Origin of the sequence: Streptomyces sp. NBC_00247 (assembly GCF_036188265.1) — a bacterium.
In the GTDB taxonomy this organism is placed as follows: domain Bacteria; phylum Actinomycetota; class Actinomycetes; order Streptomycetales; family Streptomycetaceae; genus Streptomyces.
Window position 1 is genome coordinate 558564 of sequence record NZ_CP108093.1, and the last position, 23090, is coordinate 581653.

At 71.8% G+C, this 23090-nt stretch carries 24 protein-coding genes; 10 read left to right on the plus strand and 14 right to left on the minus strand.

Annotated elements, in window-relative coordinates:
• Position 1 precedes the first annotated feature (1 nt).
• From OHT52_RS02140 to pssA, 4 genes are all read left to right on the plus strand, one after another.
• Positions 2–502 carry a MaoC family dehydratase gene (locus OHT52_RS02140; protein ID WP_328718381.1) on the plus strand — a complete coding sequence of 167 codons (501 nt, stop codon included), beginning with the start codon at positions 2–4 and terminating at the stop codon, positions 500–502.
• Between the two features lie 101 nt (positions 503–603).
• Positions 604–1809 carry an acyl-CoA dehydrogenase family protein gene (locus tag OHT52_RS02145; RefSeq protein ID WP_328718382.1) on the plus strand — a complete coding sequence of 402 codons (1206 nt, stop codon included), beginning with the start codon at positions 604–606 and terminating at the stop codon, positions 1807–1809.
• A gap of 181 nt (positions 1810–1990) precedes the next feature.
• Entirely contained in the window at positions 1991–2638 is a 648-nt protein-coding gene (locus OHT52_RS02150; protein ID WP_328718383.1) for a phosphatidylserine decarboxylase, read from the plus strand.
• On the plus strand, positions 2631–3488 hold the full coding sequence (gene pssA / locus OHT52_RS02155) for a CDP-diacylglycerol--serine O-phosphatidyltransferase (RefSeq protein WP_387372311.1): 858 nt from the start codon (positions 2631–2633) through the stop codon (positions 3486–3488). Before OHT52_RS02150 ends, pssA begins: the two co-directional genes overlap by 8 nt.
• Positions 3489–3661: 173 nt before the next feature.
• Here the strand turns inward: pssA and OHT52_RS02160 are convergent, their stop codons facing one another.
• The 4 genes from OHT52_RS02160 to OHT52_RS02175 form a co-directional block, all read right to left on the minus strand.
• Positions 3662–4120 (minus strand): SRPBCC family protein, encoded by a 459-nt coding sequence (locus OHT52_RS02160; protein WP_328718384.1) that lies wholly within the window; start codon positions 4118–4120, stop codon positions 3662–3664.
• A gap of 209 nt (positions 4121–4329) precedes the next feature.
• Positions 4330–4596, minus strand: a complete 267-nt coding sequence (locus tag OHT52_RS02165) for a UBP-type zinc finger domain-containing protein (RefSeq protein WP_328718385.1) — start codon at positions 4594–4596, stop codon at positions 4330–4332.
• A gap of 94 nt (positions 4597–4690) precedes the next feature.
• On the minus strand, positions 4691–5590 hold the full coding sequence (gene rbsK / locus OHT52_RS02170; RefSeq protein WP_328718386.1) for a ribokinase: 900 nt from the start codon (positions 5588–5590) through the stop codon (positions 4691–4693).
• 10 nt (positions 5591–5600) lie between these two features.
• A complete protein-coding gene (locus OHT52_RS02175) occupies positions 5601–6767 on the minus strand; it encodes a LacI family DNA-binding transcriptional regulator (protein WP_328718387.1) in 1167 nt (388 codons plus the stop codon).
• Positions 6768–7261: 494 nt separating this feature from the next.
• On the opposite strand from OHT52_RS02175, the gene uriH reads away from it, so the two are divergent.
• Both uriH and uriT read left to right on the plus strand, forming a co-directional pair.
• Positions 7262–8254, plus strand: coding sequence for a uridine-preferring nucleoside hydrolase UriH (uriH, locus tag OHT52_RS02180; protein ID WP_328723584.1), 993 nt, complete (start codon positions 7262–7264; stop codon positions 8252–8254).
• Entirely contained in the window at positions 8251–9699 is a 1449-nt protein-coding gene (gene uriT / locus OHT52_RS02185; protein ID WP_443046458.1) for a uridine transporter UriT, read from the plus strand. Before uriH ends, uriT begins: the two co-directional genes overlap by 4 nt.
• A 95-nt stretch (positions 9700–9794) precedes the next feature.
• Here uriT and OHT52_RS02190 read toward each other — a convergent pair whose 3' ends face one another.
• Genes OHT52_RS02190 through OHT52_RS02210 form a run of 5 tightly spaced genes read right to left on the minus strand, consistent with a single transcriptional unit; the run spans position 9795 to position 14673 of the window.
• Complete coding sequence (locus tag OHT52_RS02190; protein ID WP_328718388.1) at positions 9795–11045, minus strand: ABC transporter substrate-binding protein; 1251 nt, start codon at positions 11043–11045, stop codon at positions 9795–9797.
• Positions 11042–12130, minus strand: a complete 1089-nt coding sequence (locus OHT52_RS02195) for a branched-chain amino acid ABC transporter permease (protein ID WP_328723586.1) — start codon at positions 12128–12130, stop codon at positions 11042–11044. The genes OHT52_RS02190 and OHT52_RS02195 overlap by 4 nt, the downstream gene beginning before the upstream one ends.
• Before the next feature lie 46 nt (positions 12131–12176).
• Entirely contained in the window at positions 12177–13067 is an 891-nt protein-coding gene (locus OHT52_RS02200) for a branched-chain amino acid ABC transporter permease (protein WP_328718389.1), read from the minus strand.
• Positions 13064–13888 carry an ABC transporter ATP-binding protein gene (locus tag OHT52_RS02205; RefSeq protein WP_443046459.1) on the minus strand — a complete coding sequence of 275 codons (825 nt, stop codon included), beginning with the start codon at positions 13886–13888 and terminating at the stop codon, positions 13064–13066. Before OHT52_RS02205 ends, OHT52_RS02200 begins: the two co-directional genes overlap by 4 nt.
• The gene (locus tag OHT52_RS02210) at positions 13876–14673 is read right to left on the minus strand and encodes an ABC transporter ATP-binding protein (RefSeq protein WP_328718391.1); all 798 of its coding nucleotides are present in this window, start codon (positions 14671–14673) and stop codon (positions 13876–13878) included. The genes OHT52_RS02205 and OHT52_RS02210 overlap by 13 nt, the downstream gene beginning before the upstream one ends.
• Before the next feature lie 369 nt (positions 14674–15042).
• Between OHT52_RS02210 and OHT52_RS02215 the strand changes: the two genes are divergently transcribed.
• Complete coding sequence (locus tag OHT52_RS02215; RefSeq protein ID WP_328718392.1) at positions 15043–15753, plus strand: helix-turn-helix domain-containing protein; 711 nt, start codon at positions 15043–15045, stop codon at positions 15751–15753.
• A gap of 38 nt (positions 15754–15791) precedes the next feature.
• Here OHT52_RS02215 and OHT52_RS02220 read toward each other — a convergent pair whose 3' ends face one another.
• From OHT52_RS02220 to OHT52_RS02230, 3 genes are all read right to left on the minus strand, one after another.
• Positions 15792–16907, minus strand: coding sequence for a glycerate kinase (locus OHT52_RS02220; protein WP_328723587.1), 1116 nt, complete (start codon positions 16905–16907; stop codon positions 15792–15794).
• 186 nt (positions 16908–17093) lie between these two features.
• Complete coding sequence (locus OHT52_RS02225) at positions 17094–17705, minus strand: class F sortase (protein WP_328723588.1); 612 nt, start codon at positions 17703–17705, stop codon at positions 17094–17096.
• A 49-nt stretch (positions 17706–17754) separates the two neighbouring features.
• On the minus strand, positions 17755–18504 hold the full coding sequence (locus OHT52_RS02230) for a hypothetical protein (RefSeq protein ID WP_328718393.1): 750 nt from the start codon (positions 18502–18504) through the stop codon (positions 17755–17757).
• 198 nt (positions 18505–18702) lie between these two features.
• Between OHT52_RS02230 and OHT52_RS02235 the strand changes: the two genes are divergently transcribed.
• The 3 genes from OHT52_RS02235 to OHT52_RS02245 all read left to right on the plus strand — a co-directional run bounded on the left by OHT52_RS02235 (position 18703) and on the right by OHT52_RS02245 (position 20835).
• A complete protein-coding gene (locus tag OHT52_RS02235) occupies positions 18703–19200 on the plus strand; it encodes an NUDIX hydrolase (protein ID WP_328718394.1) in 498 nt (165 codons plus the stop codon).
• Between the two features lie 61 nt (positions 19201–19261).
• On the plus strand, positions 19262–19993 hold the full coding sequence (locus OHT52_RS02240; RefSeq protein ID WP_328718395.1) for an SIR2 family NAD-dependent protein deacylase: 732 nt from the start codon (positions 19262–19264) through the stop codon (positions 19991–19993).
• A gap of 257 nt (positions 19994–20250) precedes the next feature.
• Entirely contained in the window at positions 20251–20835 is a 585-nt protein-coding gene (locus OHT52_RS02245) for a TMEM165/GDT1 family protein (protein WP_328718397.1), read from the plus strand.
• 107 nt (positions 20836–20942) lie between these two features.
• Here OHT52_RS02245 and OHT52_RS02250 read toward each other — a convergent pair whose 3' ends face one another.
• Both OHT52_RS02250 and OHT52_RS02255 read right to left on the minus strand, forming a co-directional pair.
• Positions 20943–21467 (minus strand): methylated-DNA--[protein]-cysteine S-methyltransferase, encoded by a 525-nt coding sequence (locus OHT52_RS02250; protein ID WP_328718398.1) that lies wholly within the window; start codon positions 21465–21467, stop codon positions 20943–20945.
• Entirely contained in the window at positions 21464–22993 is a 1530-nt protein-coding gene (locus OHT52_RS02255) for an AlkA N-terminal domain-containing protein (protein ID WP_328718399.1), read from the minus strand. Before OHT52_RS02255 ends, OHT52_RS02250 begins: the two co-directional genes overlap by 4 nt.
• Between the last annotated feature and the right edge of the window lie 97 nt (positions 22994–23090).

Below are 23090 nucleotides of genomic sequence, written 5' to 3' on the forward strand. Positions count from 1 at the left end.
CATGCAGTTCGGACGCACCTTCGAAGAGTTCGAGGTCGGCGCGGTCTACAAGCACTGGCCGGGCAAGACGGTCACCGAGTACGACGACCACCTGTTCTGCCTGCTGACCATGAACCACCACCCGCTGCACATGGACAGCAACTACGCGGAGAACACGACCGACTTCGGCAAGAACGTGGTCGTCGGCAACTACGTCTACTCGCTGTTGCTGGGCATGTCGGTGCCGGACGTCTCGGGCAAGGCCATCGCCAACCTGGAGGTGGAGTCGCTGCGGCACATCGCGCCCACCTTCCACGGCGACACGATCTACGGCGAGAGCACCGTGCTCGACAAGACGCCGTCGAAGTCGAAGAGCGACCGGGGCATCGTGTACGTCGAGACCCGGGGCTTCAAGCAGGACGGGACTGTCGTCTGCGTCTTCCGGCGCAAGGTGATGGTCCCCACGCAGGAGTACATCGAGGCACGCGGCGGCGAGCAGCCCGGCCGCCCGGCCCCCGACTAGGGCGTGTGTCGAAAGTGGCGCCGTCCGTCCGGAGGGCGCCACTTTCGACACACGGCCCAGAGCGACCCGCCAACCAGAGCGAAGCCACAGGAGAAGCCGTCATGAGCCGACTCGCCCGGACCGCAGGTCTGACCGACGTCCAGGAGGAAATCCTCTCCACCGTAAGGGACTTCGTCGACAAGGAGATCATCCCGGTCGCGACCTCCCTGGAGCACCGCGACGAGTACCCGACAGAGATCGTCGAAGGGCTCAAGGAACTGGGCCTGTTCGGGCTGATGATCCCGGAGGAGTACGGCGGACTGGGCGAGTCGCTCCTCACCTACGCGCTCTGCGTGGAGGAGATCGCGCGCGGCTGGATGAGCGTGTCGGGGATCATCAACACCCACTTCATCGTGGCGTACATGCTCAAGCAGCACGGCACGCAGGAGCAGAAGGACACCTTCCTGCCGCGCATGGCGCTCGGCGAGGTGCGCGGCGCCTTCTCGATGTCGGAGCCAAGCCTGGGTTCGGACGTGTCGGCGATCACGTCCAAGGGCGTGAAGGACGGTGAGGAGTACGTCCTCGACGGCCAGAAGATGTGGCTCACCAACGGGGGGACGTCGACCCTGGTGGCCGTTCTCTGCCGGAGTGACGAAGGACACCCCGAGGGGACGCCGCCGCACAAGTCGATGACGACCTTCCTGGTGGAGAAGGAGGCCGGCTTCGGGGAGGTCAGGCCGGGTCTCACCATCCCGGGGAAGATCGACAAGATGGGCTACAAGGGCGTCGACACCACCGAGCTCATCATGGACGGACTACGCATTCCGGCCAATCGGGTCCTGGGCGGCGCCACCGGCCGAGGGTTTTACCAAATGATGGACGGAGTCGAGGTCGGACGGGTCAACGTGGCGGCACGTGGCTGCGGAGTCGCTCAGCGTGCATTCGAATTGGGCGTTTCGTACGCCCAGCAGCGTCAAACTTTCGGAAAACCGATCGCCCAGCACCAGGCCATCCAGTTCAAATTGGCTGAAATGGCCACCAAGGTCGAAGCGGCGCATGCGATGATGGTAAACGCGGCCCGCAAAAAGGACTCCGGGGAACGTAACGACCTGGAGGCAGGGATGGCGAAGTACCTCGCCTCCGAATACTGCAAGGAAGTCGTCGAGGACGCCTTCCGCATCCACGGCGGCTACGGCTTCTCCAAGGAGTACGAGATCGAGCGCCTCTACCGCGAGGCACCGATGCTGCTGATCGGTGAGGGTACCGCCGAGATCCAGAAAATGATCATTGGCCGCCGACTCCTGGAGGAGTACCGCCTGCAGGGTTGATCGTCCCCTAACGGGCGATTTGACCGCGAAGAAGATCACATCCAGTGATCCTGGGGCGGGGTCTTTCAGCGGTCCGACTCGGCTGCTGGCTTGCCCAGTTGTGGCCACCACCCGATAGCATCGGCGGAAAGCCGCCGTCCCCCCGTTGCCAGCGCGGCATCATCCGCTACGAAGGTCATTCATGCCCGACAGCCCTACCTCCGCAAACCGCGGCGGGGTCCGCATCGCTCGCGGAGCATCGCCGTGGCTCCTCCCGACCGTCGCCACCGCGGCCCTCAGCCTGGCCCGGGCGCGCAAGTCCGGCCGCTGGGCGGCCGTCGCCGTGCCCACCACCGCGCTCGCGGCGGGCATGCTGTGGTTCTTCCGCGACCCCGAGCGCGAGATCACGCAGGGCCGGGTCGTCTCCCCGGCCGACGGCGTGGTGCAGAGCATCATGCCGTGGAAGGACGGGCGTACCCGCGTCGCGATCTTCATGAGCCCGCTCAACGTCCACGTCAACCGCGCTCCGCTGGCCGGTACCGTGACGTCGGTCGAGCACGTTCCGGGTGGGTTCGTCCCGGCGTTCAACAAGGAGAGCGAGAACAACGAGCGCGTCGTCTGGCACTTCGACACCGAGCTCGGCGACATCGAGATGATCCAGATCGCCGGCGCCGTCGCGCGCCGCATCGTGCCCTACATCCCCCGGGGCACGAAGGTCGAGCAAGGTGAGCGCATCGGTCTGATCCGGTTCGGCTCGCGCGTGGACATCTATCTGCCGGAAGGTGTCGAGGTCGCGGTCGAGGTCGGCCAGACCACCACCGCGGGGGTGACTCGAATTGACCGTGATTGATCCGGACACCCAGGCCGACTGGGTGCCCGAGGCGGCTGAGGACGGTGCTGGGGACGACGCCCAGGACATGCCCCTCTCACTGCGCCTGTCGATAGCGGACACCCTCACTCTCGGCAACGCCACCTGCGGGTTCATGGCGGTGTACTTCACCACCACGGGCATTCTGATCCCGCATCTCACGGGCAGTGACGAGTCGGGCATGGCGCGTCACTCCGCGGCCACCGCGGTGATCCTGATGCTGATGGCGGCCGTCTTCGATCTCTTCGACGGCCTGGTCGCCCGCAAGCTGCGTTCGTCGCCGATGGGCGCGGAGCTGGACAACCTCTCCGACCTCATCAGCTTCGGTCTCGCGCCGGCGTACTTCGTCCTGGTCTACGGGATGGTCGCGGACGACGCCCACCAGCGGGTGTCGGCGCTCGCGGCGATCGTGGTGCTGCTGGCGGTGGTGCTGCGGCTCGCGCGGTTCTCCTGCGTGACGCTGAAGGACGGCATGTTCCAGGGCATGCCGAGCCCCTTCGGAGCGCTGACGGTCGTCTCGATCGTGCTCCTGGAGCTGCCCTTCGTGCCCACCCTCCTCGCGATCGTCGGGGTGGCGTGGCTCATGGTCAGCCGGGTCGAGTACCCGAAGCCGCGCGGAGTGCTGGCGGTGGCGATGCTCGGCTGGATCGTGGCCGCGATGGGGCTCCTCGTCGCCTGGGCGTTCGACGCGCCGGGCGGTCAGCTGCTCCTTCAGACCGGCTGCGCGCTCCAGGTCGTGCTGGGCGCGGTGATCCCGCTCTTCGCGACCGCGCGGCGCGTGAACACCTTCCGCGGCAACCGGCGAGAGGCTCGCGCGGCCCAGCTGCCGTAGCCCCGCCGTACACGGAACACCGAGAGGCCCGGATGCCATGAGCATCCGGGCCTCTCGCACGTCCGGCTCTCGCGCACGTCCGGCTCTCGTACGTCCGGGCTTGCCGTCACCGTCCGGGACCCTCGTCACCCGCCGGGCGGCTCCTGCGGTCCCGGCCCTGGAACGTCAGCGGCTCAGCGGCTCGGGAGGGCGGCCTCCACGGCCTTCTTGATACGGAGACCGAAGGCGGGCGCGTCCTTGCGAGCGGCCTTGACGGCGAAGCCGACCAGCAGCTTGCCGATGCCGTGGCCTTCGAGGACGTTGTGGATCCGTACCCGGGTCCCGCCGTTTCCGGTCGGCTCCAGGTCGTAGCCGCCGTCCACCGCGGTGACCACGTTCTTCGACTTCTCCTGCCAGCGGACCCGGGTCGGAGCCACCAGTTCCGTGATGGCGAATTCCCGCTGAGTGGTCATTCCGGCGTCCTTGACCGTCGAGCGGAACGTCGTGCCGACGACCGTGGGGCCCACCGGAGACTTCTCGATCTTCTGCACGCGCGGGCTGAAGTCCCGGTCGTTCTCGCCGTCGGCGAGATAGGCGTAGACGTCGTCGATCGGACGGTCGATCTCCACGATCGCCTCGAATTGCGTGGCCATGGGTTCCTCCTCGGGGAATGCGCCCAGTCTTCGGTGCGCGCACCCCGGGCGCACCCGGAACGACTGCCTCCGGGTGTCCTGCCGCAGGGCCGCAGGGCCGCAGGGCCGCAGGGCCGCAGGGCCGCAGGGCCGCAGGGCCGCAGGGCCGCAGGGCCGCAGGGCCGCAGGGCCGCAGGGCCGCAGGGCCGCAGGGCCGCAGGGCCGCAGGGTCAGCCGAGCACCTCGTGGCGGAAGCACCAGCGCCACTCCTCGCCCGGCTCGTGGGAGCGCATGACGGGGTGCCCGGACGCCTCGTAGTGGGCGGTCGCGTGCCGCAGGGGCGAGCTGTCGCAGCACGCCACCCGGCCGCAGCTCAGACAGAGCCGCAGGTGCACCCAGTCGTCCCTGCCGACGGCCAGGCAGTCGGCGCAGGCGTCGGCGGGAGGGGCGGGGGTCGTGTCCCGGCTCGCCCGGTCCAGATCGTCGCAGAGGGCCATGTGCCGAGCGTACGACCGGGTCCGCCGGACGGCAGGGCGGGGAGCCGGGCACCCGGCCCGTGGCGGTCGGGGCTCCCCTGCGATCGGTGGCGATTCACTTCTGGCGGCTGAGGAACTCCTCGACCTCGCCCCGTACCGGGAGGGAGGACTGGGCTCCGGCCCGCGTGGTGCTCAGCGCCGCGGCGGCCGACGCCCAACGGGCGGCCTCCGCGAGGGAGCGGCCCTCGGAGAGCCCCACCGCGAGCGCGCCGCAGAAGCAGTCGCCGGCCGCGGTGGTGTCCTTCGGGTCGACGCGGAAGGCGGGCAGGTGCAGATGCGCGGTGCCCTCCAGCAGCAGGACGCCGTCGCCGCCGAGGGTGACGACGACCGCGCCGGCCCCGCGCAGTCGGCGGGCGGACGCGACGACCTCGTCGATGGTGCGGGGGACGGCCGTCCCGGTGAGCGCGGCCAGCTCGGTGCGGTTGGGCACCAGCAGGTCGACGTGGGGCGGCGGGGTGGTGCCCGGTGTCACCGGCGCCGGGTTGTACAGCACCGTCCCGCCGGCCAGGCGGGCGGCGGCGTGGTTGGCCTCGTCGGGAACCTCCTGCTGGAGGACGGTGACGGCCGCCCGGCGCAGCACGTCGGCGGCGGCCTCGCAGTCGGCCGCGCCCAGTCGGAAGTTGGCTCCGGGGCTGACGATGATGCTGTTCTCCCCGGCCGGGGAGACGGCGATCATCGCCCTGCCTGTCGCGGTGCCGGCGGTGGTGCGCACGTGCGTGATGTCGACGCCTTGGCCGCCCACGGCGCCGGTCATCACCTGGCCGGCGTCGTCGTCGCCGACCCGGCCGACGAAGGAGACCTCGGCACCGAGGCGGGCCACGGCGACGGCCTGGTTGGCGCCCTTCCCACCGGGGTGCTGGGCGATGTCCCCGCCCAGCACGGTCTCCCCGGGCACGGGGTGCCGCGGTACGGGGGCGACGAGGTCGAGGTTCAGGCTTCCGACGACGGCGATCACTGCTGGTTCCTCACGCTGTTGGGGCATTGCGGTCACGGGGCCGCTGCGGGGGCACGGGGCTCGCCGGACGTGGGTCCGGTGCCGCGGCGGGGCTGGGCGTGTGCGGCGAGCGGGCTGTGGCCACCGGGGGCGTGCCGATGGCCTGCTGGACGCTGGAGGCCCGGACCGCCAGCTCGGGTGCGAGTCGCACCGTGCGCACTTTCCGGGCACCGATGGCCGACCTGTCGGCCGGTCCGCCCGCGCGTCCGGTGTCCAGCCTCTTGGCCAGTAACGCGACGGCCTCGGCGGCGAGTTCGTGGACCGGCTGGCGGACGGTGGTCAGTCCGGGGGCGGTGAGGGAGGCCATCGGCACATCGTCGAAGCCCGTCACCGCGACCTCCCCGGGCACGTCGGCGCCCAGCTCGCGCAGGCGTTGCAGGGCCCCGATGGCGATCAGGTCGTTGGCGCAGACCACGGCGTCCGGACGGGACGGCCACAGCCGGTCGACCGCGGTCCGGCCCCAGGCGACGGAGAAGTCCCCGAGTTCCACCGGGGCCCGCTCGCCGCCGGGGAAGAGCGCTCCGGCGTTCGCTTCGAAGGCGGCCCGGCGCTCGGCAGCGGCCGAGTCGGTACCGGCGGCGCCGATGAAACAGGGCCGGCGCCTGCCGGTGGCCGCCAGGTGGTCCAGGACCAGGGCGATGCCCGCCGTGTTGTCGACCGCGACCAGGTCCGCGACGCCCGGTCCGCATCCGCGGTCGAGCAGCACCAGCGGCACTCTGTCGGCCGCGTCGGCCACCGCGGGCCGGCTGAGGTGTTCGTCGACGGGGACCACCAGAATGGCGTCGACCCGTCGGCCCAGGAGGTCGGCGATCCGGCCGGCTTCCACCCCGGGGTCGTCGTCGCAGTCGGCGAGCAGCGCGGCCCGTCCGTGGCCGTGCAGGGCGTACGTGAGCTCCCGCACCAGCGAGGGGTAGAACGGGTTGGTGATCTGCGGCAGCACCAGGCCGACGGTGCCCGTGGACCGGCTGCGCAGGGAGCGCGCGACCTGATTGGGCACGTAGCCGAGGGTTTCGGCGGCGGCGCGTACGCGGGACGCGATCTCCTCGCCGACCGGCCGTGTACCGGCCATGACGCGGGAGACCGTCGCCACCGAGCAGCCGGACAGCGCCGCGACGTCCCTCAGGGTCACTTCGCCCACCGGGCAGCCTCCTCGCTTGCCACGGCCCGCCCCGCGGCGAACCCGTCATCCTTGACGAGGGCAAACGTTATCACTCGAAAATGCCCGGGTGAAGGGCTGCTGAAATGTCCTCAGCACCGCTCTGAACAGGACTGACTGTGATGCGTGCCTCATGCATTGACAATCCGGGGCGGGATTGAGCAATCTCTTGGGAGAACGTTTTCCCAACGTCCTCCCGACGTTGCGAACCGGGTCCGCGCCGCGTCCTTCCCATGGGCGCCGCGGATCCGCCGACCCGGCGCCGGCGACATGCCGAGGGGCCGCGCACCGCTCGTCCCGCTCGACCGTTACGGACGACGGCGGGCGCGCGGCGCTTCACGGGCCGGCCGTGCGACGGGCGTCCGAGCCGCTGCCGGCCGGGTGCCCGGGACGGGTGGGAAGCGTTCCCGAGGTTCTGCCGTCGGTCCGTCCGGCGCGCATCCGCACACCGTCACAGCCGAGCAAAGGGGCTCATGTTGACCAGGAAGATCATTCTCGATTGCGATCCCGGACACGACGACGCGATCGCCATGCTGCTGGCCCACGGCAGCCCGGGCGTGGAGCTGGTCGGCGTGACCACGGTGGTCGGCAACCAGACGCTGGAGAAGGTGACCCGCAACGCCCTGTCGGTGGCGCGGATCGCCGGTATCACCGGTGTGCCGTTCGCGGCGGGCAACCCCCGTCCCCTGGTCCGCGAGATCGAGACGGCCCCGGACATCCACGGTGAGTCCGGCCTGGACGGCCCTGTCCTGCCCGAGCCCCGGACCGAGCTGGACCGACGGCACGCGGTGGACCTGATCATCGACCTCGTCATGTCGCACGAGCCGGGCGAGATCACCCTCGTGCCGACCGCGGGGCTGACCAACATCGCCATGGCGGTCCGCAAGGAGCCGCGCATCGCCGAGCGGGTCCGCGAGGTCGTCCTGATGGGCGGCGGCTACCACGAGGGCAACTGGAGCGCGGTCGCCGAGTTCAACATCATCATCGACCCCGAGGCCGCGCACATCGTCTTCAACGCGGGCTGGCCGGTCACCATGGTCGGCCTCGACCTGACCCACCAGGCGCTGGCCACCCCGCAGGTCCGTGAGCGGATCTCCGCCGTCGGCACCCGTCCGGCCCGGTTCGTCGGCGAGCTGCTGGACTTCTTCGGCGACATGTACCTGGAGGCGCAGGGCTTCGAGCACCCGCCCGTGCACGACCCGTGCGCCGTCGCCTACGTCATCGACCCCGACGTCATGACCACGCGCAGGGTCCCGGTCGACATCGAACTGCACGGCTCGCTCACCCTCGGCATGACCGTCGCGGACTTCCGCCGGCCTGCCCCCGAGGACTGCCGCACCCAGGTCGCCGTGACGCTCGACCACGACCGCTTCTGGGGCCTGGTCGTCGACGCGCTGGAGCGCATCGGCGAGGGCGGCGACCCCGACGGCGACAAGCCCGCTTCCGCCCCGGAGGGTGAGCAGGCGTGAACGTCTCCGCCCACCCCGTCACGCTCGACGCGAAGGGCGCCGTCCCCGGCCGCCCGGCGCGCGTCGGCGCGCTGATGGTCGCCCTGCTGGTGGCCTGTTTCGCCTTCCAGCTCAACGCGAGCATGCTCAGCCCCGCCCTGACGGACATGGCGGAGTCGCTGCACACCACGTCGGTGTCCATCGGCAGCACCCAGACCGCGTTCTTCACCTCCGCGGCCGTCTTCTCGCTGTTCCTGCCGCGTCTGGGCGACCTGATCGGCCGCCGCAGGGTACTGACGGGCATGCTCGCGCTGATGGTCATCGGCTGCGTGATCTCGGCCCTGGCCACGAACGTGCCGGTGCTGTTCGTCGGCCGTGTGCTCCAGGGCGTCAGCGGGCCGGTCGTGCCGCTGTGTCTGATCATGCTGCGCCACGAGGTCCGGGAGCCGAAGCTGTACGGCACCCTGCTCGGCGTCATCACCGCGGTCAACGGCGGTATCGCCGGCATCGACTCCGTGGCCGGCGGTTCGCTCACCGACCACTTCGGCTTCGGCTCCGTCTTCTGGACCATGGCCGTGGTCGCCGCGCTCGGCGCCGTACTCGTCGCCACCCTCACCCCCGAGTCGAAGGCCACCGCGGGCAACACCCGCATGGACTGGCCGGGAGCCCTGTTCCTCGCGGTCTCGGTCGGCACCCTGCTGCTCGCCCTCGACGAGGCCGGCAAGCTGTCCGACGCGAACTGGGCCTACGCCGTGATCATGGCGGTCGTCGCGGTCGCCGCGTTCGCTCTCTTCTGGCGCAACGAGGGACGGGCCGCCCACCCGCTGGTCGCCCTGCACCACCTGCGGCGCCGGGCCACCTGGTCGCTGCTGGCCTGCACCCTGCTCACCATGACGGGTGTCTTCGCCGTCATGAACGGCCTGGTGCCCGCCTTCGCCCAGAACGCCGAGGCCGGCCTGGGGATGTCCGCCACCGGTTCGGCCTGGTGGACGCTCACCCCCTACGCCCTCGCCGGATTCGCCATGGGCCCGCTGGCCGGCCGCGCCGCGGCCACCTGGGGCTACGGCCGGATCCTGCGGGTCGGCCTGATCGGCTCCGTGATATCGGTCGCGGTCCTCGCGAGCACCCTGCACACCGGTTCGCGCGCCTGGCTGCTGATCGGCTCCCTGCTGGTCGGCATCACCTACGCGGGCATCGGCAACATCATCCTCAACGGGCTGGGGATCGTCCTGTCCCCCGACGAGAACCCGGGCTTCCTGCCGGGCCTGAACGCGGGTGCGTTCAACCTCGGCGCGGGCCTCAGCTTCGTCGTCCTGGACGCCGTGCAGAGCGCGGTCCACCCGTCCTCGGCCACCTCGACGTCCGGATACTCCACCGCGATGATCGCCGGAATCGTGCTCATCGTGATCGCTCTCGCGGTCTCGTTCCTGATCCCGAAGCCCGCGCGGGCCGAGGTCAACGGGTAGCCCCGCCGCACCCGGAGCAGCCCGCGGCCCCCGACCCGCGCACGGCCCCGTGCCGTGCGCCGGGCCGGGGGCCGCGGGCTTTTTCGCGAGGCGGGCTACTTCACGGTGTACGACTCGGCCGCCGGCGAGACCGCCGCCGGACGGATCACCTTGAGGCCGCCCGGGACCTTCGTGTCGGGCTTCATGATGACGCTCTGCCGGGTGGAGGGCGCCTTCGGGTCGGTGAAGTCGTGGGACATACCGAAGTCGGCGCCGTAGCCCTTGATGGTGAGCAGCGCCTCGTCGACGCCCTCGCGGGTGAGGTCCTTGGCGTCGCAGGCCTTCTTCAGCGCCTCGCCGTAGACGGAGGCGGCGGTCCACCCGGCGACGACGCCGTTGTCGAGGCCGTCCTTCGGGTACGCGGCGGCGTACTCCTTCGCCAGTTTCGAGGGTCCCGCGCCCGGGTCACCGATGGGCAGGGTGGAGGCGGCGACGTAGTAGTCGCCCAGCAGAGCGGGGCCTGCCGGGGTCGCGAGCAGCTGCGGTGCGAAGGCGGAGTTGTTACCGACGACGGGGACCTTGAAGCCGGTCGCGGCGGCGACGCCGACGAGTGAGGCCGCCTGGCGGGGGCCCGCGCTGACGATGATCGCCTTGACGCCGGCCTGCTTGAGCGCGGAGACCTGCGCCGTCATGTCGTTGTCGGTGGGCTTGATCTTCTGCTCGACGACGGTGAGGCCGGACTGCTCGGCCGCGTACTTCGCCCCGGCGAGCGCGTTCTCGCCGTAGTCGCCCTCGAAGTACACCTGGCCGATCTTGTCGCCCTTGGCGATGCGCTTCTCGGTGAGCAGGTAGTCGATCAGGTTGATCGTCTCGACGTCGTAGGTGGCGCCGATGACGCGGACGTAGGGGGAGCCGAGCAGGTTGGCCGACCACGCCTGCGGCAGCACCAGCCCGTGGTCCTGACCGTCGACGCGCTGCTCGACGGCGGCGACGAACGGGGAGCCGATGAACTGGGTGAAGCCCAGGACCTCGGGTTCGAGTTCGGTGTAGGCGGCGATGGCCTTCTGCGGGTCGTAGCCGTGGTCGCGCACGGTCAGCTCGATCTTGCGGTCGCAGATGCCGCCGGCGGCGTTGGTCTGCTTCACCCAGAGCTGCTGGGCCTGGGTGACGCTCTTGCCGAGCGAGGCGTACACCCCGGTCATGTCGGTCAGCGAGCCGAGGGTGATGGCCGAGTCGGTGACGCCCTGGCCGGTCTTGATGCCGCCCTTGTCCGCCTCGGTTTCCTTCCCTTCGGTGGCTTTTCCGCTGCACCCCGCGAGGGTGAGGGCGAGAGCCGCGACGACGGCTCCGAGAACACGCTTTCTCATTTCTTCTCCCCTGATTTCTTCGGACGCGTAAGGCCACCGGGCATGAACAGGACCACCGCGACGACCGCGGCGCCGTAGAGATAGCGGGACGCCTCGCCGGGTGCGATTCCGCCCGTACCGGGGGCGGAGACCAGCGGGAGGGACTCGCTGTAGTGGGTGAGCACCTGCGGGAGCAGGGAGACGAAGGCGGCGCCGACCACCGCGCCGGCGACCGTCCCGAGACCGCCGATGACGATCATGGCCAGGAATTCGAGCGAGAGGACCATGCCGAAGTACTCGGGAACGGTCCGCTGGAAGACCAGGGCGAGCAGTACGCCGGCGAGGCCCGCGTACATCGACGAGAGGACGAAGACCCCGGCGCGGTACCGGGCCACCGGGACACCCATCACCCCTGCGGCGATCCGGTGGTCCCGGATGGCGTTGAGTGCACGGCCCGGCCTGCCGCGCAGCACGCCGCGGGCGAACAGTCCGCTGAGCAGGAGGGCGGCGAGGGCCAGGTACCAGAGCTTCTCGGAGGACTCGAACGGCACGGCGGCGACGACGAGTTCGGAGTCGTCGAAGGTGAACCCGAACACCGACAGCGGGGGCACGGCACGGCCGTTGAAACCGCCGGTCAGCGAGCCCGCGTTGAACAGCACGTGCTGGCCGATGAAGATGAGGGCCAGGGTGGCGATGCCGAGGTAGGCGCCGCGCAGCCGGCCCGCGATCGGGCTGAAGATCCCGCCCGCCAGCCCGGCCAGGGCCACGGCCAGGATCGCCGCGAGCCAGGTCGGCAGGCCGAGTCCGCTCAGGTTGTGGCCGTTCTCGTCGCTCGACTCCCCGGCCAGGACGCAGTAGCTGTACGCGCCGACGGCGAGGAAGAAGGCGTGCCCCATGGACAGTTGGCCGGTCGAACCGGTCAGCAGGTTGATCCCGATCGCCCCGATCGCGGCGGCCATGGCGAACAGTCCGGCCTGGAGCCAGAAACGGTCCAGGTAGAAAGGGAACGCCAGGAGCAGCAGCGATCCGGCCGACCAGAGGTACGGGCGCGGGCCGCGGAGGCGGTCGAGGAGGGCGCCGGCCGGACGGGGCTTCGCGCCCGGCACGGTGGGCGGGACGGGTGCCCGGTCGCGCGCGGCGTCCGGCGTGGTCTCAGACACGGGCCAGCTCCTTCGTGCCGAAGAGTCCGGCGGGCCTGATCAGCAGGACGATCAGCATCACCAGGTAGGGCGCGAGATCGCCGATTCCCCTTCCGAGGAAGGAGAGATCGCTCTGGTAGCCCGTGGCGAAGGACTCGGTGACGCCGACGAGGAGTCCACCGGCGAGGGCTCCGGTGGTCGAGTCGAGGCCGCCGAGGATCGCCGCGGGGAACGCTTTGAGAGCGGCGAGCGAGGTGGCCCGTTCGAGTCCGGGGGTGGGGAACACGGTGAGGAAGAGGGCGGCGACGGCGGCGAGCGCCCCGGCCACCGCCCACGCGGAGAGCGAGACCCGGCCGAGCCTGATGCCCATGAGGGCGGCGGTCTGCGGGTTCTCCGCGGCGGCTCGCATCGAGACGCCCCAGGAGGTGAAGCGGAACGCGAGCAGGAACACGGTGATGAGCAGTGCGGCGGCGACGAAGGCGGCGATCCGTGTCTGCGCGAGGGTGACCCCGCCGACGGTGACGACTCCGCTCCCCCAGGGGTCCCCGAGCGGCAGTACGTCCGTGCCCATGCGCCGGGTGAGCTCGGTGGTGAGGAGGATGTCCACGCCGATGGTGACGATGGCCAGCACGCTGTGGTCACTGCCCCGGTAGCGGCGCATGACGAGGAACTCGACGGCGGCTCCGACGACGGCCGCGCCCGCGACGCCCGCCGCGAGCGCGGGCCAGAAGCCGATGTCGTCGTGGAGTACCGCCGTCACGTATCCGCCGGCGAGCAGCAGGGAGGCGTGGGCGAAGTTGACGACCTCGGTGGCCTTGAAGATGACGACGAATCCGAGGGCGATGAGGGCGTAGACCGATCCGATGGAGAGGCCGCCCAGGAGGAGTTCGATGAAGGTGGTCATTCCTGTTCTTCTCCCAGGTAGGCGCGGACGACGGCCGGGTCGTTCTGGACGTCGGCGGGGGTGCCGTCGGCGATCCTGCGTCCGAAGTCGAGTACGGTCACCGCGTCCGCGAGTCGCATCACCACGCCCATGTCGTGTTCGACGAGCACGATGGAGATGCCCAGGCTGTCGCGGACTCCGGCCACCACGGCGGCCGTTCGTCGGCGTTCGTCGGCGGTCATTCCCGCGACGGGTTCGTCCAGGAGCAGCACTTCGGGCTCCATGCAGAGAGCCCGGCCGAGTTCGACCAACTTCTGTGCCCCGTACGGAAGATCTCCCGCCGGGCGGTCCAACTCGGCTTCGATGCCGATGAACTCGGCGATCTCGCGGACCCGGTCGAGGTGGCGGCGCTCCTCCCGGGCGGCGGACGGCAGCCGGAGTCCGGCCGCGAGGAATCCGGAGCGCATCAGCCGGTGCCGCCCCAGCAGCAGGCTCTCGGCGACGGTGGCGTGCGGGGGGAGCGCGAGGTTCTGGAAGGTGCGTGCGACGCCGAGGGCGGCGATCCGGTGCGCGGGGAGGCCGGTGAGTTCGGTGGTGCCGAGGTGCACGGTGCCGGAGGTGGCCCGGTAGACGCCGGAGAGGACGTTGAACGTCGTTGACTTTCCTGCCCCGTTGGGGCCGATGACGGCGTGCACGCTGCCGGGTTCGACGGTGAAGGAGACCGCGTCGAGGGCCGTCAGGCCGGCGAACCTGACCGTCACGTCACGGACGGTGAGCGGGGCGGGCGAGGTGGTGCCCGGTGGAGCGGCGGCGGGGACGGGTGCGGTGGTCACGCCGACCACCTGCGCAGGGTGCGGGAGGCGGTGGCCGCCGCACCGGCGTCCTCGGCCGCCGTCTCGTCCACCACGCCGAGGTAGCGGCGGCGCACCTCGTCGGAGGCGGCGAGTTCACCGGCCGGTCCGCCGAGGGCGACCTCGCCGACGTCGAGGACGTACGCGGTGGAGGCGAGGCGCAGAGCGATGGCCGCGTTCTGCTCGACCAGCATGACGGAGGTGCCGCCCGCGTTGATCTCCTGGACGGTCTCGGCGATCTTCGCCGCCATCAGCGGGGCGAGGCCGAGGGAGGGCTCGTCCAGCAGCAGCAGGCGCGGGCCGGCCATCAGGGCCCGCCCCATCGCCAGCATCTGCTGTTCGCCGCCGGAGAGCAGTCCGGCCCGCTGGTGCGCGCGCTGGGCGAGCACCGGGAACAACTCGTGGACGCGGGCCAGTGCCGCTGCCACTTCCTTGCGTCCGCCACGGGCTCCGAGGGCCCCGGCCCGCAGATTGTCGGCCACCGTCATCCGGGCGAACACCTGTCGCCCTTCCGGTACTTGGACCACTCCGGCGGCGACCACCTGTGCGGGCCGCAGCCCGTCCAGGGGACGGCCGTCGAAATGGATCGTGCCGGTGCCGCTTCCGCGGTGGAAGCCGAGGGTCCGCGAGACGGCCCGCAGCAGCGTGGTCTTGCCCGCGCCGTTGCCGCCGAGCACGGCGGTGATGGTGCCGGCCGGCACGTCGACCGAGACGTCCCGCAGGGCCCGTACCGGGCCGTAGCCGACGGACAGCGAGCGGATCTCCAGTGTTGCCATGCGTCCTCCTCCTTCCGCCTGTTCGTCGTGGTGTCCCCGGGCCGTCGTACGGGCCGCCCGATGCCGTTTCCGGCCGGATCCGTGGCGATCGGGGGTGCGCCGCCTTGTCGGCCGGCCCTGTGCTGACCGGCGCCGAGGCGCCCCGGCCGGGTGGCCGCGGTGCGGCGCACCCGTTCCCCGGGGTCCACACACCAGCACCGGTGCCCGCCTCGCGTCCACGGCGTGCGGCGGACTCGATGCGGGCGACCAGTGAGGAAGGCACCGCGTTGTGCGCGTGCACAGAGGCGGCGTGCTCCGGTCCGGGAGAGGCGGGGCCGGTGTCATCCTCGCCACGGCGCGGCCTCTCGGCTCGCGGGGAAGGGGGAGCCGATGCAGAGGTGCGGGGACGAGGGGGCCCGGGCGCTGCTGGGCGTCCTGCTGGCGGGGCCCGTGACGCCTGATCTGGCCGGGCGGGCGGCTGCCGCCCTGGACCTGCCCGAGGACGGGCGGTACGCCGTCGTGGCGCTGCCGGCCGGAGCCGGCGGCGACTGGGGTAGTGGCCCGGACCGCCTCCTCTGGTACCCCGGGCCCGAGCGCGACTTCGCCGTCGCTGCTCTCGGGGATGGCGAACCCGCTTCCCTGGTGCGGAGGTTGAACGACATGCGCGTCGGGCGGGGCGGCGTCGGTTCCGCCGTCGCAAGCCTGGCCGAACTGCCCACGGGCCGAAGGCTGGCCGAGGTGGCGCTGCTGACCTGTCCGGCGGACGGGACCACGGTCGTGGCACTGGAACGGTGCCTGCCCGCAGCGCTGGTCGTGAGTCAGCCGGAGCTGGCGGACCGCCTGGTAACCGGCGTACTGGGTCCGCTACTGACCCTTCCTGAGGCCGAACGCGACGTGCTGGTAGGGACGTTGGAGGTCTGGCTGGAGTGCGGCGGATCCGCCGGGCGGGCGGCGGTCCGGCTGTACTGCCACCGCAACACGGTGCTCAACCGGCTGCGCCGACTGGAACGGCTGACCGCGAGGTCGCTGTCCTGGCCGCGCGAACTGGTCGAACTGACCCTGGCGCTGGACGCGCTCCGGCTGGCGCCCTCGCCACGGTGAACGGCCGGTGGGCGCCAGGCCGTGAGGCGCGACGCCGGTCAGCCGAGCCAGTCGCGGGCAATGGCCTCCGCGGCCCGTTCGAGCAGGGGCCCGGCCTGGGCCATGGAGACGGCGGGGTCGGGTTCCAGCTCTGCGAGGGCATAGGCGCGCGCGATGCCCGCCTTCTCCAACTCCTCAGGTTCGAGGGCCAGTCGGCCGCACACCGCGACGACCTGGACACCGGCCGCACGGGCCGCGGCCGCGACACCGGCCGGGGCCTTTCCGTGCAGAGTCTGCTCGTCCAGCGATCCCTCGCCGGTGATGACCAGGGTGGCGCGGGCGAGCGCGGGGGCGAACCCCAGCACGTCCAGCATCACCTCGATACCCGGACGGAACCTGGCTCCCAGCCCGACCAGCGCGCCGTAACCGATGCCACCGGCCGCACCGGCGCCGGGCAGCGCCGCCCGCTCGGGGCCGAGTACCGCCGCGTAACGGGAGAGCGCGGCGTCCAGGACCGCGATGTCCTCGTCGGTGGCCCCCTTCTGACGTCCGTACACCGCGGGCGCGCCCTTCGGGCCGGTCAGCGGGTTGTCGACGTCGCTGGCGAGGACGAGGTCCACGGAGGCGAGGCGCGGGTCGAGTCCGGAGAGGTCGGCCTCGGCGATGCGGGCGAGTCCGCCGCCGCCGAGGCCGACCGGTCGACCGTCCTCGTCCAGGAACCGGGCCCCCAGTGCGGTGAGCATGCCCGCGCCGCCGTCCGTGGTCGCGCTGCCTCCGACGCCGAAGACGATGGTCCGGGCTCCGTCGTCGAGTGCGGCCCGCAGCAGTTCGCCGGAGCCGTACGTGGTCGCGGTGAGGGGGGCGAACACACCCTGCGGCAGGTGCTGGAGGCCGGAGGCTTCCGCCATCTCCACCACGGCCGTGGTGGCGCGCAGCGCGTACGCGGCGTCCACCGGCTCACCGAGCGGTCCGGTCACCCGGGCTTCCCTGCGCTCGAATCCGGCGGCGAGGGCGGCGGCGACCGTGCCGTCGCCGCCGTCCGCCACGGGCAGCGTCTCCACGTGCAGTCCGGGGACGACGCGTCGCAGTCCGGTGGTCACCCGCTCCGCGACCTGCGCCGCGGTGAGGGACCCCTTGAACTTGTCCGCCGCGACAAGCACCCGCGCGGTCGCCATCTCTGCTGCTGCCCCGTCCGTCACCCTGCATCCTTCGCTGTCGAACAAGCACTCGTGCCGCTCGACCCTATCCGCACCCACCCGATCTGCCCATCGCGCGGGACCGGCGGCCCCCTGGCTCCGCCGGAACGCGCCCGACGGGCCGCGCGCGAGGCGTGCGGCCCGTCGTGGGACCCGTGGATCTCTTCAGGCGGTCTTCGTGAGCGAGGTGAGGTGGGCGAAGACGACGACGTTGGCGGAGTAGCCGGTCTTCTTGTCGAAGCGTCCGCCGCAGGTCAGCAACCGCAGTTCCGGCCGGTTGGTCGTCCCGTACACCTTCTCGTCGGGGAACTCGCTCTTGCGGTAGGTCCTGACCGTGTCGACGGTGAAGACGGCGGTCCGCCGGTCCGCCCGTACGACTCTGACGGCGTCGCCCCTGCGCAGCGCGTTCAGGTTCAGGAAGATGGCCGGGCCCGTCTCGGTGTCACGGTGGCCGACGATCAGTGCCGTGCCGGCCTCTCCCGGGGACGGCCCGTCCTGGTACCAGCCCGCCACCTTGGGCCGGCTGACCGGCGGGGCACTCAGCCGGCCCTTGGCGTCGAGGCGCAGGCCGACGAGCGGGGCCTCGATGTAGATGGCGGGGATCGCCACCTTCACCGCCCGGGAGGGGCTCAGGGGCGGGTGGGATTCCGGGATGTTCTCCGGCATCCGGTGCGGAGCCCTCCGGAACGGCGGCGATCCGCCGCCCGCGTCGTCGGACGTATCGCCGCACATCTGGACGATGCCTGCCACGAGGGAGAAGGTCGCGCACAACGTCAGGGTGAGACGGCATGCGCGACTCGGTCCTCGGCGCCGCCGTCGCGAGGTGTTACGCCTCGCCACGGGCGCGACGACGGGCAGCCCGGCGGGCCAGGACGAGCCCGGCGAGTCCGGCCACTCCCGCCGCGACGGCCGCGGTGGTCCCCGCGCCCGGACCCGTGTCGCCGTCGTAGCTCGCGGTCTCCAGGGTGGGAACGCCACCGCCGCCCGCGGGAACGCCGCCGGAGGGGCGGGTACCGGAGGCCTTGGTGTCGGCCGCCGTGCTGTCGGCCGCCTCCGTGTCGGCGGTCGTGCCGTCGGCCGCCGTGGTGCCGGTCGCCTGGTTGTCGGCGGCCTGGCCACCGGCGGTCTGGTTGCGCTCGCCGCCCCGGCCACCGCGGTTGTCCTCGGGGCAGTTGACGACGAAGGTGCGCTGCTTGGTCAGGCTGCTCGGGACGACCCACTGGAGCTGGTAGGTGCCGTCCGGCAGCTGGTACAGCGGGCTGCGGGCCCTGCCCTGCGCGAGCGGGAGCGTGCCGGCGAGCGCGTTGCCGGGCGGGATGGTCAGCGGCTGCTCCGTGATGGTCCAGGCGACCGAGGCGAGAGTCTCGAAGTTGTTGGCCGACAGCCTGAACTGGCAGATCGAGCCACCGTTGCCACGGGTGTCACGACCCGCGTTGCGGACCTCCACGATGGTGAGGTCACCGCTGTCGCCGGGAAGGGCGAGAGCTTCCGGGGCGCAGAGGAGCGCGATGCCCGCGGCGGCGACGAGGGTGCCGGCGCGGCGGGCGTGGGTGCGGGTGGAGGCGGAGATGGGCATGCGTGACTCCTTGAAGCCAGAACGATTGTCGTACTAACGAGGGGGCCCTCAAGGGATGCCACAGGTGATCCACAAGAAGGGTCCGGCGTGACCGGGAGCCCGCCGGAAATCCCCCCACCGGCCCATCCGCGGCGGGTCCGGGACGTACGGGGGCGGATTGCCGTCATGAGGCGCGGCGACGGCCTCTAACCTGGCGTGGTGACCACAACTGACGACTACGCCACGTACATCGCCGGCCTCCCCCGGATCCTGGCGGGCGCCGCCTGCCTCTTCCGCGACGCGACGGACCGGGTCCTGCTGGTCGAGCCGAACTACCGGGACGGCTGGGCGCTGCCCGGCGGGACGATCGAGTCGGACACCGGCGAGAGTCCCCGGGCGGGGGCGCGGCGCGAGACCGCCGAGGAGATCGGCCTCGACCTGGAGCCGGGCAGGCTCCTGGTGGTGGACTGGGCACGCGGCCCGAACCGCCCGCCCATCGCGGCGTACCTGTTCGACGGCGGGGTGCTCGGCGAGGCGCAGCTGGCGGCGATCGTCCTCCAGGAGGAGGAACTGCTGTCCTGGAAGCTCGTGGAGCGTTCGGCCCTCCCGGACCACCTGCTCGGTTCGCTTCTGCTGCGGGTGCAGGCCGCGCTGGAGGCGCTCGATTCGGGTGCCGGAGCGGTGGAGCTGGAGGACGGTCGGCCGCCGGTCCTCTGACGGGCTGCCAGGAGCGGGAAATCCGGTCGTCGGGCGGGTTTTCGCTCCGTAGGCTCGCCGCATGACTCTCGTCGCGATCCTCAGCGGTGCCGGTGTCTCCACGGACTCCGGCATTCCCGACTACCGCGGCCCGAACGGGCTGTGGACGCGGGATCCGGAGGCCGAGAAGCTCGTCACCTACGACTTCTACATGGCCGATCCGGACATCCGGCGCCGCTCCTGGCGGATGCGCCGGGCCGGCGCGGCGCTGGACGCCCGTCCGAACGCGGCCCACCGCGCGGTGGCGGAGCTGGAGCGGTCCGGCACCGCGGTGCGGGTCCTCACGCAGAACATCGACGGTCTGCACCAGGAGGCCGGGCTCCCGGCCCGCAAGGTGGTCGAGCTCCACGGCAGCGCCCGCGAGGTGGTCTGCACCCGGTGCCACGCCCGCTCCCCCATGGCCGACGCGCTGGCGCGGGTGGACGCGGGCGAGGCCGACCCGGCGTGCACGGTCTGCGGGGACATCCTCAAGCCGGCGACGGTCATGTTCGGCGAGCGGCTGGACCCGGAGGTACTCGCCCGGGCGGTGGCGGTCGCCAAGGGGTGCGAGGTGTTCGTCGCGGTGGGTACGACGCTCCAGGTGCATCCGGCGGCGGCGCTCGCCGGTCTGGCCGCCGACCACGGAGCCCGGCTGATCATCGTGAACGCTGAGCCGACCCCGTACGACGACCGGGCCGACGAGGTGGTGCGCGAGCCGATCGGTACGGCACTCCCGGCGCTGCTCCAACGGCTGGCGGCGGGCGGGGCGGGCTGAGACCCGCCGGGTCCAGGTGGGGTAGTGTTGAGGGCTGCGAAGGGGAGTAGCCCCGAAAACCGGTCGTCGACACACTGGAATCCCCGGATTCCCGGTGGCCGGGCCCGTCCGAGCGGCGGGTGGGCGAGACCTTCGGTCAGGTAGGACACGCCCGCTCCCCGCGGGTGCTTCGTCGTGCCGGGCCGAGTGGTCCTCCGAAAGCCCGTGCGGCGCTTCGCGAAGGCCCGGGGCCCGGCTCTCACAGAAAGCCACCCGGAATGCATCTCGACCCCCTGGCGATCATCACCGCCTTCGGGCTCATCTTCCTCGCGGAACTGCCGGACAAGACGATGTTCGCGTCGCTCGCCATGGGCACGCGCATGAAGCCCTTGTACGTCTGGTTCGGCACGTCGTCCGCGTTCATCGTCCACGTGGCCATCGCGGTCGGCGCGGGTGGCCTCCTCGGGCTGCTGCCCGACTGGATCGTCAAGCTGGTCTCGGCGCTGCTGTTCGCCTTCGGCGCCTTCATGCTGCTGCGCGGCGGGGGCGACGACGAGGACGAGGACGACGAGGTCAAGACCGTCACCGGTTTCTGGCCCGTCTACGGCACGGCGTTCATGGCCGTCTTCATCAGCGAATGGGGTGACCTCACCCAGATCACCACGGCCAACCTGGCGGCGAGCAACGGCGCCTGGTCGGTGGCGATCGGTTCCGCCGCCGCTCTGATGTCCGTCTCCGCGCTGGCGCTGCTGGCCGGGCGGTTCATCGCCAAGCGGGTGCCGCTCAAGACCGTCCAGCGGGTCGGCGGGGTGTGCATGCTCGGGCTGGCGATCTGGACGGCGGTCGAGATCTTCACCGGCTGACGCGTCCCGCCCGCGAGCGCGGCTGCAAAGGAGCCCGGTGACCGTCGAGTCGGTCACCGGGCTCCTTCGTACCCCGGCTCCCGGAAGCGGACCGGAACGTCGTTGTCTCAGAACAGGGCCGGGGTGTCGTTCTCCGTGCCGCGTTCGAAGGCCAGCAGGCGCTGCTTGCGGTCGAGGCCGCCGCCGTATCCGGTGAGGCTTCCCGAGGCGCCGATGACCCGGTGGCACGGGACGATGATCGAGACCGGGTTGCGGCCGTTGGCCAGGCCCACCGCGCGGGAGGCGCCGGGTTTGCCGAGCCGCCCGGCCAGCTCGCCGTAGGAGAGCGTCTCGCCGTACGGAATCCGCTGGAGCTCCGCCCAGACGGTCCGCTGGAACGGGGTGCCCTCCAGGTGCAGGGGGAGGTCGAACTCCGTACGCGTCCCCTCGAAGTACTCCCCCAGCTGGCGCACCGACTCGCCGAAGGAGCCGGCGACCACCTCCTCCCCGAACGTCCCACGCGGTGGCTGGTGACGGTGCTCGGTCATGTACAGGGCGCTGAGGACTCCGTCGGTGGCGACGAGGGTGAGCTCGCCGTAGGGGCTGTCGAGCAGGGTGTGGGTCTTGGTGGGCGGGCGGACGGCGGTGCTCATGGGGTGCTTCTCTCGCAGGTCGGGGTGACGGCACTCGGTCGGGCCTCCGGTCGTTCGGGCAGCCGGTTGATGGGGTGCCCGTCGACGGTCCACAGGTACTGCACGGCGTACGCACGCCAGGGCCGCCAGCCGGCCGCCCGCGCGGTGAGCGCCGCCGGGGTCGACGGCAGTCCGAGGTGCTCGGCGGCGCGCCGGATGCCGAGGTCGGTCGGGCAGAAGGCGTCCGGGTCGCCGAGGGCCCTCATGGCGATCACCTCCACGGTCCAAGGACCGAAGCCGGGCAGCGCGCTCAGCGCGGCGCGGGCCTCGTCCCAGTCCGTGTCGGCGGCGTCCAGCCGCAGCGATCGGTCGGCCAGCGCTCCGACGAGGGTGGTGAGCGTCGCGCGCCGGCTGCGTGGCAGCGCGAGCGCCTCGGGGTCCAGCCCGGCCAGCGCCTCCGGGGTGGGGAAGAGGTGGGTGAGCCCGCCCTCGGAGTCCTCCACGGGCTTTCCGTACGCCGTGACCAGCCGGGCCGCGTGGGTGCGGGCGGCGGCGGTGGAGACCTGCTGGCCGAGTACCGCGCGTACGGCGAACTCCGCGCCGTCCACCGTCCGCGGCACCCGCCGCCCCGGACCGGCGTCCACCAGGGGGGCGAGCAGCGGGTCGGTGCGCAGCTGGCCGTCCACGGCCACCGGGTCGGCGTCCAGGTCGAGCAGGCGGCGGCAGCGGCTGATGGCGAGGGTGAGGTCGCGCGGATCGGTGAGCTGGAGGCGGCAGGCGATGTGGCCGGGGCGCGGGGAGAGCGCCACGATGCCGTGGCCGTGCGGGAGGGCGAGGGTGCGGCGGTACGCGCCGTCGCGCCACTCCTCCACGCCGGGGACGGCGGTGGCGGCGAGGTGGCCGAAGAGGTTGCTGGGGTTCAGCGGGGCGCGGTACGGCAGTCGCAGCGCGATCACGCCTGGTGTGGAGGCGGGCTCGGCCCCGCGTTCGGCGCGGGTGCGCAGTTCGCCGGGGGCGAGGGCGAAGACCTCGCGGACCGTCTCGTTGAAGGTGCGGATGGAGGAGAACCCGGCGGCGAACGCCACCTCGGCCATCGGCAGCGCGGTCGTCTCGATGAGGACCCGCGCGGTCTGGGCCCGCTGGGCGCGGGCCAGGGCGAGCGGGCCGGCTCCGAGTTCGGCCAGCAGTTGGCGCTCGATCTGGCGGGCAGAGTAGCCGAGGCGGGCGGCGAGACCGGGGACGCCCTCGCGGTCGACCACCCCGTCCTGGATGAGCCGCATGGCGCGGGCGACGGAGTCGGCACGGGCATTCCACTCCGGGGAGCCGGGGCTGGTGTCGGGACGGCAGCGCTTGCAGGCCCGAAACCCGGCCTGCTGGCAGGCCGCCGCGCTGGGGTAGAAGGTCATGTTCTCGACCTTGGGCGGCACGACGGGGCAGCTGGGGCGGCAGTAGATCCGGGTGGTCAGGACCGCCGTGAAGAACCATCCGTCGAAGCGGGCGTCCTTGGACCGGACGGCCCGCACGCAGCGCTCGGTGTCGGTGTGCATGGTTCAAGCATCGGTCACCCGGGAGGCCGGAGCTGGCGGAAATCCGACATGGAGGTGGGACGGGTTCACGGCCCCCCGGAGGCGCGGGTGCTGCCTG

What these genes read in the sequence shown, in the direction of transcription:
- OHT52_RS02140 (WP_328718381.1), top strand. Translation starts at nt 2, where the DNA reads ATGCAGTTCGGACGCACCTTCGAAGAGTTCGAGGTCGGCGCGGTCTAC.
- OHT52_RS02145 (WP_328718382.1), top strand. Translation starts at nt 604, where the DNA reads ATGAGCCGACTCGCCCGGACCGCAGGTCTGACCGACGTCCAGGAGGAA.
- OHT52_RS02150 (WP_328718383.1), top strand. Translation starts at nt 1,991, where the DNA reads ATGCCCGACAGCCCTACCTCCGCAAACCGCGGCGGGGTCCGCATCGCT.
- OHT52_RS02160 (WP_328718384.1), bottom strand. Translation starts at nt 4,120, where the DNA reads ATGGCCACGCAATTCGAGGCGATCGTGGAGATCGACCGTCCGATCGAC.
- OHT52_RS02165 (WP_328718385.1), bottom strand. Translation starts at nt 4,596, where the DNA reads ATGGCCCTCTGCGACGATCTGGACCGGGCGAGCCGGGACACGACCCCC.
- OHT52_RS02190 (WP_328718388.1), bottom strand. Translation starts at nt 11,045, where the DNA reads ATGAGAAAGCGTGTTCTCGGAGCCGTCGTCGCGGCTCTCGCCCTCACC.
- OHT52_RS02200 (WP_328718389.1), bottom strand. Translation starts at nt 13,067, where the DNA reads ATGACCACCTTCATCGAACTCCTCCTGGGCGGCCTCTCCATCGGATCG.
- OHT52_RS02210 (WP_328718391.1), bottom strand. Translation starts at nt 14,673, where the DNA reads ATGGCAACACTGGAGATCCGCTCGCTGTCCGTCGGCTACGGCCCGGTA.
- OHT52_RS02215 (WP_328718392.1), top strand. Translation starts at nt 15,043, where the DNA reads ATGCAGAGGTGCGGGGACGAGGGGGCCCGGGCGCTGCTGGGCGTCCTG.
- OHT52_RS02220 (WP_328723587.1), bottom strand. Translation starts at nt 16,907, where the DNA reads ATGGCGACCGCGCGGGTGCTTGTCGCGGCGGACAAGTTCAAGGGGTCC.
- OHT52_RS02230 (WP_328718393.1), bottom strand. Translation starts at nt 18,504, where the DNA reads ATGCCCATCTCCGCCTCCACCCGCACCCACGCCCGCCGCGCCGGCACC.
- OHT52_RS02240 (WP_328718395.1), top strand. Translation starts at nt 19,262, where the DNA reads ATGACTCTCGTCGCGATCCTCAGCGGTGCCGGTGTCTCCACGGACTCC.
- OHT52_RS02245 (WP_328718397.1), top strand. Translation starts at nt 20,251, where the DNA reads ATGCATCTCGACCCCCTGGCGATCATCACCGCCTTCGGGCTCATCTTC.
- OHT52_RS02250 (WP_328718398.1), bottom strand. Translation starts at nt 21,467, where the DNA reads ATGAGCACCGCCGTCCGCCCGCCCACCAAGACCCACACCCTGCTCGAC.
- OHT52_RS02255 (WP_328718399.1), bottom strand. Translation starts at nt 22,993, where the DNA reads ATGCACACCGACACCGAGCGCTGCGTGCGGGCCGTCCGGTCCAAGGAC.